Annotated in this window: 6 protein-coding genes; all 6 read right to left on the reverse strand. The window is 58.1% G+C overall.

Features of this window, described 5'->3' with window-relative positions:
- Window positions 1-35: 35 nt before the first annotated feature.
- The 6 genes from FIV08_RS18100 to FIV08_RS18125 all read right to left on the reverse strand — a co-directional run bounded on the left by FIV08_RS18100 (window position 36) and on the right by FIV08_RS18125 (window position 12,581).
- Window positions 36-473, reverse strand: a complete 438-nt coding sequence (locus tag FIV08_RS18100) for a YtoQ family protein (RefSeq protein WP_058091620.1) — start codon at window positions 471-473, stop codon at window positions 36-38.
- 113 nt (window positions 474-586) lie between these two features.
- Window positions 587-1,906 carry a glycerophosphodiester phosphodiesterase family protein gene (locus FIV08_RS18105; protein ID WP_152439350.1) on the reverse strand — a complete coding sequence of 440 codons (1,320 nt, stop codon included), beginning with the start codon at window positions 1,904-1,906 and terminating at the stop codon, window positions 587-589.
- A gap of 166 nt (window positions 1,907-2,072) precedes the next feature.
- On the reverse strand, window positions 2,073-3,764 hold the full coding sequence (locus FIV08_RS18110; protein WP_152439351.1) for an Hsp70 family protein: 1,692 nt from the start codon (window positions 3,762-3,764) through the stop codon (window positions 2,073-2,075).
- Between the two features lie 17 nt (window positions 3,765-3,781).
- Window positions 3,782-6,469, reverse strand: a complete 2,688-nt coding sequence (locus tag FIV08_RS18115) for a DUF805 domain-containing protein (protein WP_152439352.1) — start codon at window positions 6,467-6,469, stop codon at window positions 3,782-3,784.
- Between the two features lie 50 nt (window positions 6,470-6,519).
- Window positions 6,520-7,260: a DUF1266 domain-containing protein gene (locus FIV08_RS18120; protein WP_152439353.1), complete on the reverse strand. Its 741-nt coding sequence runs from the start codon at window positions 7,258-7,260 to the stop codon at window positions 6,520-6,522.
- 71 nt (window positions 7,261-7,331) lie between these two features.
- A complete protein-coding gene (locus FIV08_RS18125; RefSeq protein ID WP_152439354.1) occupies window positions 7,332-12,581 on the reverse strand; it encodes a DNA repair ATPase in 5,250 nt (1,749 codons plus the stop codon).
- Window positions 12,582-12,599 lie beyond the last annotated feature (18 nt).

Raw genomic sequence — 12,599 nt, forward strand, 5'->3', positions numbered from 1 at the left:
ACATCCTGTTGATGGTGTTACGGAAAACGCTGTACTCAGGCCGTTACATACTTCAGCAGCTCAACCACCTGTTCCGGCGTCTGCGCCCAGGCCATGGCGGCCGCGTCCACTTCCTTGAGCGGGTGCACGATGTCTTCATCATGCAGGGTGATATAAGGCGTTCCCATGGCGGCGCAGTAGCCGGCATCGAAGGCCGCGTTCCACTGCTTGTACTTGTCGCCAAAGCGGATAACAGCCAGGTCGCACTGCTCAAGCAAAGTCTTGGTGCGGATGGCATTCACCTTGGAAGACTGGTGATCACGCCAGAAATTGCTCTCCGGCTTACCCAGGAAATCGCCCGCGGCGTCGCTGGATTCGTGGTCGGTGTTGGCAGAGGTGAACTCAACCGGCAGGCCCGCCGCCTCGGCACCCGCAGCAATCTGCTCACGCCAGTCGGTGTGGATTTCGCCGGATAAATAAACGGTCCAGATCATATTGGGCTCCTGTGGGGCTCGTCAAAAGTTGAGGTGGAGATCATACGCCAAAGAAGGCGCAGGTTCACGGCAGGTCAGCGCGCTTCACACACCCTGACCCACCGTCGCTCAACTTACCGACCGCTGTTCACGTTCATGCAGTTTGCGTAATAGGTCGTGGTCGCCGGCCAGTCGGAGAATATCCCGATTACGCCAACATCCCGGGCCAACACATCAATCACGTTGAACACATCGCCGTCGTTATTGATGGCGTCTGTGACGGTCTGATAATACCAACCACCACCGGTGGCCAGCGGACCGCTCCGTTCAACCGTCCAGGCGATCATATCCAGTCCCGCCGCGCGGGCATTCTCCGCATACTCGGAAGGCACAATCTCGCCATGGCCATCCAATGTCAGCATTTTCCAGATTGCGGGCGCCAGGATATTCACACCACGGGCTTTCAGGTTCTCCATGAAGGCCAGGGACATGTTGTCTGGGGTAATCGGTTCCTGATCAAGGAACACCGCTTGCTTGCCAAAGCGGGGTGTTTCGTTAACCCAGTAGAGCACATCGCCCAGGTTGAAGGATTGCGGCCAAACGTCTCTCGGAGGCACGCCGGCATCAATGTAATCCTGGATCATCTGGCGGGCATAATCCTGCTGACTGTAATCGCCCTCAAACGGCATATCCACCACCGGGAACTTCAGCTCCGGAGTGAACTTGACCCCCAGCGCCTTAAACAGCTCAATGCTTTCACGATGACTTGCCAGAGTGCCGCGGGCGGTGTAGAGGTCCGTCCGCCAGTCGGCCGTCCCGCCAAGGTATTCCTCCGGCGTAGTTGCCTCCGAGTTGTAGGCATCCATCTTGCCCTTCAGGGTTTTGAACTCCGCAAGTGTGATGTCACTGGTACGGCATTCGGCCTGCGCAGGCGCGCCGGAAGCCGGATCGGCCGGCACGAAGGGCTGCGTGCATTTCGCGTTCAGCTCAGGAATGGTAACGATGTTGGTGGTGGTGTGCAGATCGTTCTGGGCATGGCGGCAAACCAGCTCCCGGTCCTTGGTAAAGGCTACGTCACATTCGACAATGCCCGCCCCCATTTTGGCCGCAGCAATGTAGGATTCCCGCGTGTGCTCCGGAAACTGTAGCGGCGCGCCTCGATGGCCGATGGAGAAGTCCGAGGGTTTGAACGAACGGGCACTGCAGGACTGAAGCCGCTCCTTCAACGGTCCCTCGTCCATATCCTGTACCAGCCAGAACGGGCGCGGCCCAAGCTGCACCGATTCCTGCCCCTTGAACTTCCCGTGGTGGTGCTTACCCCAATCCGATGAATCCTGCCACTTGGCAAGGCCCGGCGGCAACCAATTCTGCCCATCCTGATTCTTCGGCCCGGCGTGGGCGACGGCGATAGAGATCGAACACAACACGATGCCCGCCAACGTGAGTAACTTCATAACCAGCTCCTTGTTTAATGAATGATACTGCGGAGCCAGTGTTCACAAACAGGGTTACCTGTGCGTGAAACTTTTTTGACCAAGGCTGATGAATTTCAGGAGCTGAAGGACGCCGCCATCGTCATGCCAGACTGCTGCGTGGATGGTGAGGCTGAAGGTCATTCTTTCAACTGAACTGTATCGACTCCGCAAGAGCGCTCTCAAGCCGCTCCCGCACACGCCGGATTTCGTGGTCATCCTGCCCGGCAAGCACCGCGTCAAATTGATTCAACCAGTGCATGACCTCTTCACGTTCTCGGCCCAGAGTCTGGGCATAGGCACTTTCCAGCCTGGCTCGAAGCGTACGGTTGGGCATCTCATCCCTAGGATGAATTTTCATGGCCCTCAGTCGCTCTCGCGATGCCTGCTTTTGGGTTTCACTCAGCCCATTCGGGCTACGATCAATCAGGCGCTCAATTTTCTCGCCGGTGCTCTGCACGGTCACGTCCACTTCCAGCAGACCATCCACGTTATAACTGAAACGCACAACAATGCACTCTGCACCGGCCGGCGCCGGCGGAACAGGCACCGTAATATCGCCAATAAAGACATTATCCCGCACTCTCGGGCGTTCGCCCTGAAAGACCAGCACATTAACCGATGTCTGATCGTCTGCTGTCGTGTAGTAGTGCTGCTCGCGGGACGCGGGTATCGTCGTATTTCGCTCGATGATCGGTGACATCAAGCCATTCATGCGCTCACCATTGACCTCACTTGAGATCGCGATGCCCAAGGTGTACGGGCACACATCCGTCATGATGATTTCCTGAACGGCCTCATCCCGAAGGCGGCAAGCAGCCTGCACCGAAGCGCCCTGAGCCACAACGGTGTCCGGGTCCAGGTGACGCAGGGGCATTTTTCCGAACAGTTGGCTCACCAGTTGCTGCGCCTCCCACAAGAGGGTGCTGCCACCCACCATAACCACGTTATCTAGCTCACGGGGGTTTATTCTCGAGTCTCTCAAGGCGCGCTCAACAGGTTGCCTCAGCCGGTCGATCAATGGCTGCCATGCCCGGGCAAGGGCCTCTGGCGTAAACCACTCAAATTCCTTGCCCTGCCAGGCCCAGCAAAGCTTGCCACGCTCGCGGACCGGCCTGCATTTCAGCTGTTCGGCTTTTGCGAGCAAGAGCGCCATAGATGCAGAATCAACTTCGCTTGCCTTCAGGCCCCAAGAGTCGAGGCAGGCATCGGCAATCGCCCTGGTAAAGTCTTCCCCACCCAGAAAGTTGTCGCCGGCAGAAGAGCGCACCTCGATCACCGGACCCACGTACTCCAGCAGAGTAACATCGAAGGTTCCGCCACCGAGGTCAAACACCAGGGACAACCGGTCCGAGTTTTCGTGCAGGCCGTAGGCCAACGCGGCGGCGGTCGGTTCGTTGATCAACCTGACGACGTTCAAACCCGCCAATTCTGCCGCAAAGGCCGCATGCTTGCGTTGTTCATCGTTGAAATAAGCGGGGACCGAGATCACCACATCGTTTATTTCCTGGCCAAGAAAGCTCTCTGCATCCTGCTTCAGGCTTGCCAAAACAAACGACGATAACTCCGTCGGTGTATAACTGTGGCCATCACCAAGTTCGAACCGGTGCTCCGAGCCCATAAAACGCTTGAAAGCCACAGCTGTGCGCTGCGGGTGTGTGACACGTCGTGCTGCGGCTGCCGCTCCAACAAGCAGCGAACCGTCTTCATCAAGGCTGACCGCTGAAGGGGTCATTATTTGGCCAAGGCTGTTAGGAATCAGCTTTGACTTACCATCCTGCCAAACCGCTATCAGGCTGTTCGTGGTACCAAGGTCGATACCTATGGCAAGTGATTTCATCGCACTGTCCTTATGCTTTACGGTTTCCGACCGGCTTCGCCATAGCCCGACATTGCCGACAATAAGCCACTGGCTTCGTCAGGCTGGTCGGAATGGCTGTGAACCGAGGGTTTGAATATCAGTACAGTGGCTATCACCAGGCCAATGACAGGCATAGCGACGCTCACAAGTGCAGCCAGAGTCATCCTTACCTTACCCAGGCCAGCGTCTCTCATCCGACGCACGAGACTGCTCAACATCGTTGTCGTCATGGCCGCAAGAAAGAGTAAAAACACACCGAATGGCGGCGTGGCCGGGTAGTACAGCCAGGCCAAACCCGCGGCAAAGTAGCAAAGCAGATGAAGTGCAAAACCGCGGCGGCTCAGCAGACCCCCGAACCAGAATGGGTAGAGGGTCGTGTCTTTGGGCGGTTTAGCCTGCTCACGCGTATCGATGAGTCGTTTTTTTAGACTACCCAGAATCAGTCCGCACAGCAGCCTGCCGGCGATTTCCTGATGCTCACTTTCCCCGGCATAGGTCTCATACACCCGTCGAACCAGGTCTTGTGAAGGCTGCTCATGGGGTTGGTGCCGATTCAGGACTGCCAGTATGTCGACCGCCCCTTCAACAAAGTCCGGGAAGCCGTCACCCCAGTTATTAACCTTGGCACGGTCACCAGGCGCCATGGAGATGGCCTCGGCAAACCTGACACCGCCTGGTATTTTGAGACGGTGCAATGCGGGTGCCTCTCGAGCTGCCAGCCGATCAGAGAAGGTTTGCCCGAGATCTTTATCAATGGTGAGGAGCGCGTAGAACAACATGTTATCGACGAAGCTGGCCTGACACGCACCCAACACCGCAGCCAGAACAGGCACCCAGCTGGCGTCAGGGAGCTGTTCTTTTTCAAACCCATTCTGCAGAAGGATGTAACTCATCCGAGAGGCACAGAGCAGCCGTGCAAAAGTGGGGCTAAATCCAGAGCAGTCCATAAGGTTCACGTTGGCCCGGCAGAACTCTTTAATGTCCTCGATACCCTTCGAGCCATCGCTCAGCCCTAACAGCAGGCCTGACAAGCGCCGGAACAGCGTGTTCTCCTGCTGATGAGAAACACGCTCCAGCAAATCCCTCCAGGAAGCCTCCCAAAGGCAGCCCGGATGACAATCCAGGAGAAATCCAAAACGAATACAGTCGCTGATGTCATCATCGCTTAGCGGAAAATCAGCACAGTCGACCCAATGCTCTCCTGCAAGGTTCAGGCGCAGCTCCGCCCACTCGACAGCTGTCCGTGGTATCAAAGTCTGGTTTGCGGTCTCCACGTCCATGCCTGCGGCATCGGCAAGCCGCTGCAGGGCCTCGATGGACATGTCTGGCTGGCGACTGATTGCACTCAACAAGGTAAACCGTGATGCGGCCGGCAAGGTGCCTTTCTTCGCGGCTTCGATCAGCTCATCAAACTCGTAACTCAAGATCTTTTGACGAGAGCTGTGTGCTTCCACGAGGTCTAACGCAATCTGGAATGACACTTCAAAATTTGCCGGGCCACAATGCTGTTTGCAACGGTGCGCGAACTCATTCTGCAAGAACGACGGCGCGCCTTGTAATTGCATTACCCATCCATAGAGTGACGCGAGCCCATCGCCATCGCCAATGGGAACCATGTCAGCAATGACAGCGGAAGCCGAAGGTGAAAGTCTGGCATCAATAAACCGCCGCACCTGCTTGCTCAAGGGGCTGTCGACACCGGCCAAGGCGTACTTCGACATAACCAGGACCATACAATCCGCGGCATTCGGCATGTCCCGCAAATCCGGGTTCAGCAATACCGTCCACAGAGGGACCCACTCCTGACCACAACGGCGATGCAGTTCAATCACAAAACTCTTTACCGCAGGAGCCGCATCTACCGAAATCATCGGCCGAATAGCGGTCATGGCGGCTGCATAATCCTTTCTGTGGAAATGCAGGTGTGCAAAAAGCCAGGCCGCGTCATCCGGCCGCTGGTTGGCAAGCGCCGGCAGTATCCGCTCAGCGCAACTCAACCAGACATCAGGCACACGTTTTTCTATCGCGACATGGCAACGTAGCAGCAGTATCGCCAATTCCCGGCATGCCGGAATCACCGTGACCCCATGCTCGTTCAGCAACCGGTCGATCTCACGCAGATTGCCGCGCCCAAATGCCGATACCAAGGCAGAAAAATAGCTCAGTGCGGCACTTTGAGCATGGGTCGGAAATGGTGCGAGCGTGGACAGGTCGAATACGTCCGCTGCATCCAGCCCGTCGAGAAACCCCTCAAGCTGTGCGCTCTGCTCCGACGAATACCGGAGCAACAGGCTTCGCCAATCCAGGAAATCCCTTAACCTGGCTAACACCTGATTTGGCAGCCAGCCGTTATCGAGAGCCCAGTTGAAGGTTGGCTGGGCCAGTAAATAACGGACCTGCAGTGAACAGGCCGTCAGCTCCTGGAGGACAGTTTCATACGATGCCTCCAGAAAGCGCTGTTCAGGATCATTCGCTATAGAGATCAGCTGATCCATCCATCGCTGCGCGTCGATCAGCTCTGGATCTTCAATCGTTGCCTGCGGCTCATCATCTCCGTCCAAAAGATCGTTCTGCCGGGCACTTTCGAGAGCAAACTCATAGGCCTCCCGCAGTGCCCTGAATCCGTCCGGGTCCTCCTCTGGATGCACTCCCGGCAGGAGCGATAGGTAGGCCTTTCGGATCACCCGTTCATCCTCTGTCGGTGTCAGCCCCAGAACGCCCCAATACGCCTCGTTCATAACCCCTCCTCACCGAGAGAGTTCGGGCGCTCGATCTGGTCAAGAGCCATTGCCCAGGGTAAATAAGTGGCCGGGTTGTCGGGATCGGTCAAAACTTCATTAAAAATGCGGCTCAACCAGGGCGGGGCTTCATCGAACAAAAATGCCTTTAATTCATCCGGGGACTCGATTTCCAGTGCCATCCAGAGCATCCGACCACTGAAGTAACCGCACAGGTATTGATCCCAGGATCGATACCAGTAAAGCGCGCGATATCCCAGTTGTAGATGAAGATACTGGCATTCCTGCTCGCTGATGTACCCGAGGTACAATCCGTTGCGCAGAAGATAACTCATGCGCCCCAAATCCCAGGCACGAATGCCCCCGGGGCCTGTAAGCAGGGCTGTTCTATCCAGAAACAGATCCCGTAGGCGGTTCAATTCAGGCATCTCTGATCGAGCACTTTCCCGGTCGCTGGGCAAAACCTGATGCCAGGCCCAATAGTTCGCTCCGATCGAAACCGCGTGGCCACGGTCAGCCATGCGTGAGACGGTCTCAAGCAGGCCCTCTCGATCTTCAATGCCCCAGGCGGAGCTGAGTAAGTCGCCTTGTTCAGTGCCTGCATCTGCTGCCCAGAACGAAGGGACATCGTATCTAGCCCCCGCTTTGCGGTTCAAAGCGACCAAGGGGCCGCTCAACGCCAAAAGCCAAAGCTGTTGCTCTCCAGGTGGCATGTCTTTCATCCTTGAAGCTTTCATTCCTGCTCAGTTCAAGGTCAGACGCCAGATGATCTCCAGCGGCCTGCCTGTATACCATCAACATTTACCGACTACTGGGTCAGCAGCCGCTCCTGCAACTCCCGAATCACCCTCAACACCCGGCTCATTTCCTGCTGGGTTTTCAGATCCAGGTCCAGCTTGCCATCCATGGTTTTCACAAGCGGCACAATGGACTCCTCGAAGATCCTCGCAAACGCCATCAGGGCATCGCCCACCTGGGGTGGGCTGTCCAGGTTGACGGTGACCGCCGGGTTGAGCTGCACCGATTGCAGGCCTTCGGTGAGGCCGGTTTCCAGCGAGCGGGACAACTCGCTCAAGGCCTTGTCGAGATCTGGTTCGGACTCCCTTCGGCTGTCCATTCCGGCCACCAATTGCTGTCCCAACTGCTGCATGTGCTCGGAAATCAGGCCCAGCTGGCGCACTACTTTCACGCCGGTTTCTTCATCACCACCGGCCTGTTGGCGGCGGCGGTATTCTTCGCAGATCGACTGCCAGCGGGCGGCTTCTGCCTCGCTCAGGGTGCCGCGCATCTGTTTGAGTTTCAGCAGGTTTTCTTCCGCGCCCTGGGTCAGCAGCTGGGATTCACCCTGGTAGTGGTCATCAATCAGGGCTTCCAGTTCCTCCTCACTCATGATCGGCGACAGCTTCTCTGCCAGCTTGTTCATGTTCCGGTAACTGCCCTGCAGCTTGAACGTCGGCTCGGTGCGATAGGCCTCGGCCTGGGCACTGGAGGCTATGTAGGCCTGATTCACTCGCAGCACGGTTTCCCGCACCCGGATCATTTTTTTCAGCAGGGAGACAATTTCGTCCCGCTCGGCGGCGCTGTAATCGTGTTCAAAATCGGAGTCCGCCACCGACTTGCCTTCGGCCAGGTCGGCAAAGCGGTAGAAATCCGCCATGCCACGGGTGGCCAGGGGCGCCAGCACCGGGTTGGAGCTCAGGCTGTTCTCGATGTAGGACAGTGCAAAGGCGTGCTCCATACCTGAGAGCACGTCACCCAGGTTGTAGATATCGGCCCGGTTGGCGAGCATGTCGGGCACTTTGAACACTTCACCGCTCTCGGTGTAGGGGTTACCGGCCATGACCACACAGAAGCGTTTACCGCGCATGTCGTAGGTGCGAGTGCGGCCGCGCCAGACCCCCTCAATGCGCCGGGTGCCGTCACACAGGGAGATGAATTTCTGCAGGAACTCCGGATGGGTGTGCTGGATATCATCCAGATACAGCATCACGTTGTTACCCATTTCCAGGGCCAGGTTCAGTTTGATCAGCTCTGCCTCGGCGGTGGAGTGCGGCGCTTTTTCCGGGTCCAGGGAGGTGACATCGTGGCCCAGGCTCGGGCAGTTGATCTTCATGAAGATCAGGCCCAGGCGGTTTGCCACGTATTCCATCAGGGTGGTCTTGCCGTAGCCGGGTGGCGAAATCATCATCAACAGGCCGGACTGGTCTGTGCGCCGGTCTTCACCGGCGGTACCCATCTGCTTGGCCAGGTTGTCGCCGATGATCGGCAGATAACTTTCGCTGATCAATTTGTTGCGCACAAAAGACGACAGCGGCCGGGGCCGGAACTCCTCAAGGCGCAGCTGATCGCGCCAGCGCTCCAGGACTTTGTGGCGGACTTCCTGCAATTGCTGCCAGCCGGGAATGATTTCCTGCCGGTGGTAGCGCAGGCGCTCATCGAACTCGTCCAGCTGCAGGCTCAGGGCGCGCTCGTTGATGCGGCTGTGCTGGCCCAGCAGGCCTTCCACATGAAAGGCCAGCTCAACGCTGCGAACGCCGGTCTTGATGGCATCGCCCACATTGAGGACGGCCACCACTTCCGGCAGGTAATGCATCAGGTGTTGCTGGTCGGTTTTGCCCATCCAGGCCTTCAGCCAATGCTGGGCAATGGTCCAGCGAGCCGCCGGCTGGCCGCTCACCACATCCAGTGCTTGCTGGTACTGCGCAAACTGGTTATCCCGTTTCAGGGATTCGGTGAAACCGGCCGCCAGCTCACCCGCATAACGGGTGATATCAAACTGCTCGTTTTCCTCCGCCAGCTGCTGCACTAAATACTGGGCCGCCGACTCAATCAGGGTACGCTCGGCACTGCCTTTTTCCGCTAGCGCCAGCTGATGATGGGCGACAAACTCCGACATCTGCGGAGCAAGTTCCTGCTCCAGGGAGTACAACAATTCATTCGACTGCATCATCCGGCTGAGAATACCGGCAGACAGGCAGCGTGAACGCAACTGTTGTGCCGCCAGATCCTGCCGGGCCACCTCGGCCCAGTACAGCATGGCGAGGGCACGGGCCTTGGGGCTGAATCGAAGCAATCCGGCGCTCTGGATAGCCGGCCAGAGGGTACTGACGATCAAGGCGGCATCGTGGTCGTGAATGCCTTTTTCATAGCCCTCACGGTAGCGGGGGGAGGCGAATTTGCGGATGTAGTCGGTCAGCTCATCCAGATCGGCCACGTTGACGGGCAGATCAGATGCCTGCCGGAATTCCTCAATCACCAGTGCCGCAAGGTACTCGGCCCGGTAGACCTTGTCTGACTCCGACGGCTGGCTCATGTTCCAGTAGCCGCGCAGGCGGTCCAGCTCTGGCTCGTCCAGGCGCTCATAATACTGGGTACCGGTCAGGTGGAGCAGCACGTGGTCGTCTCGCGGGATTAGCGTCAGGTCCAGCTCCTGCTGGTTGACACTGAACCGGTGCTTGCCCAAACGGATCACGGCGCCGCCATCTTCAAAGATATCGGCTTTATCACGAACACTTCTGAGCGCGGTGTCCTGGGCGGCCTTGAGCTGCCCCAGGCAGTCATCCGCTTCCATGGCCGCGCCCAGCTCCCGCAGCTCTTTGGCCATGCTGCGCAGGCGCGCCACCATGGCATCGGAGGCGAAGAAGGCGTGCAGTTCTTCCGGGCTGGCGAACCGCTCGGTCCGCCGGGTGACGTTCCGGAGTATGCGTTCGGCGGCATCGGTGAGTGTCGTTACCCGGCGCTGCTGCTGATCCTGCAGTTGCTGGCGCCGGGCCTCAATGCTTTCGTGGGCGTTCTCACGCTGCTCCAGAATGGCGGCAAGAAACTCATCGTATTCGCCAAACTGGCTTTCCAGTTCCTGCAACTGGTCGAGCATACGGGTCATCAGGCCATCGCATTCCCGCACATCGGTCAGGGAACTCACGCCGTTGGCCAGGCTCTGCTCAAACAACCGCAGCCGGGCGGCAAACTGGGCCCGGGCCTCGGCACTGCCCTGCTCTTTCAGGCGCAGTTCCGCTTCCGAGCGCTGCTGGTTGATGGTGGCGTAGATGCCGGAGATGTTATCGGTGATGGCGGTTTCCAGGGCGGCATCGTCACCGGCCATGGACGCCAGCATGCCCTGAATCATATCCAGCCCGGAAGTCAGCTCCCGGTAGCGGTCTACAATCTTGCGCAGGGTATCCCGGGTGTCGGCCTCGGCCAGGTCGGTCTGCAATTCGGTCAGGGTCTTGCGGTAACCATCCAGCGCCTCCGGTGAGGCCAGAAAACGGAAGGTTCGCTCCGTCAGCCGCTCCTCAGCCTCGGCCAGATCGCTTTCCAGCGTTTCGATACGGGCCTTATCGGCATACCGCCGATCATTCAGGGTGCGCACCCGCCCCCGATGTTCGCGCAGGCGGGCCAGGTAACTGACGAACTGATCCGGCGCTTTCCAGCTGTCCGGCTTCAGGTCTCGCATCAAAATGCCCTGAGCCTCAGCCACATCATTAATGGCGGTTTCCGTCTGCGCCCGGATGCTCTGAACTTTCTCATACTCATCCAGTACCAGTTCCGCAGTGCCACGGATGGTTGTCAGGTGCTGATGAAGCCCAGAGAACAGAACCTCTTCCTGCCTGCCAGACAGCCAGAAGAACTGGTCGAGCACCCGGTCAACGGTGCGAATCAGGCTGGTGAAGTGGCGCTCACTGGCGCTGGAGGAGTCCACCAGCGTCACTACCGTGTTTAATTCGGCAATGCCCCGCACCAGTTCCGGATTGCCAATCCGAGCCAGTTCCGAATCGTTTGCCACGCTGGCCTGGGCATGGAAGCTCTCGGAGGTAAACGGGGTTTCCCATACCTGCAGCGGGTGCACCAGGGTCGGTTCGTTATCGGCATTGAAGACCACCAGATGACCGTTCTCGAACAGTGCGAAGCCATGGCCAATCAGGGGCACATCCGCCTGTTTCCGGATCAGGTTGTATCGGAACAGAATCACCTGCCCGGTGAGTTGCTCGTAGAACACATACAGCATGTCCTCACCGTTCGGTGAGCGCAGGGTGCGCTTGAGCCGGAAATCCCCTTCCGGAATCTGGAAGGTTTTCAGTTCACCGGTGGTGAGGTAATAGCCGGAGGGGAATATGAGGCCATGATTGTCCGGCAACGACGCCACCGAGCCGGCCATGGCATCCACCCGTTCAACCTTGCGCTGGGTGCGATTGAACAGGTAGTAGCGCCAGTGTTTTTCGTTGAACGGCAGAATCCGCACCAGCAGAATCTCGCCGAGGTCAGCGTAGTCAAAGCTGGCGTCGTCCAGGGACTGGGAGTCAGACTCCACCGCGTCCTGATAGATGCCCTCGCCGGTGGCGGTGTTGTTCTCCACCTTGAAAGTGATGTTGCCCCGAAGGTTGTCAACAAACAGGGTGTCGGCAATGTTCAGATGCGGCGAACGGCCCTGTACCTGGCTGTCACGGCCAACGGTTTTCCAGGGGAAGCTGAAACGGTCCGGGAAGGTCAGGTCGCGCTCGCCCCGGTTGTCCACGTATCGGTTTACGTTGCCATCCGGCTTCAGTTCCCAGCGGAACACCCTCAGGTCGTCCAGCTTGTCCCCAATACGGAACGCCATCAGCAACATGCCCTTGAGGATGACAAGCTGAGACAGGGTGGCGGTGTTGTAGTACTGCTGCAGTTCCCGGAAGTCTGTGGCGAAGCGGGCATCGGTCAGGAAAGAGCCTTCGATGGCGGCTTCGGTCATTTCGAAACCGCTGTCGCCGTCATTCAGGTGGTACAGCCGGAACACATCCTCAACCGCCAGAGACTTGCGCAAGCCGAGCTGGAGATTGAAGCCGAACAGCAGTTTGTCCCCAAGACGAACCACATCGCGTGCAATGGCATTGTTTTCGGTTCTGACCCGGGCCCGGCCAAGTACGTTCATGCCGGCACTGCCGAAAACCTCTTCCCGGGCCTGATTCAACCCGGACACCTGCTCCCGGAGCTGCCCGCCCTGCTCTTTCAGCCGCCGCTGGATGGTTTCGAAGGCAGAGCCTTCCTGAACAATGCTTTCAAGGCCGGTGCGATCCGTCGACATACCAAATCATCCTGAACT

Origin of the sequence: Marinobacter sp. THAF197a (assembly GCF_009363275.1) — a bacterium.
Lineage (GTDB): Bacteria > Pseudomonadota > Gammaproteobacteria > Pseudomonadales > Oleiphilaceae > Marinobacter.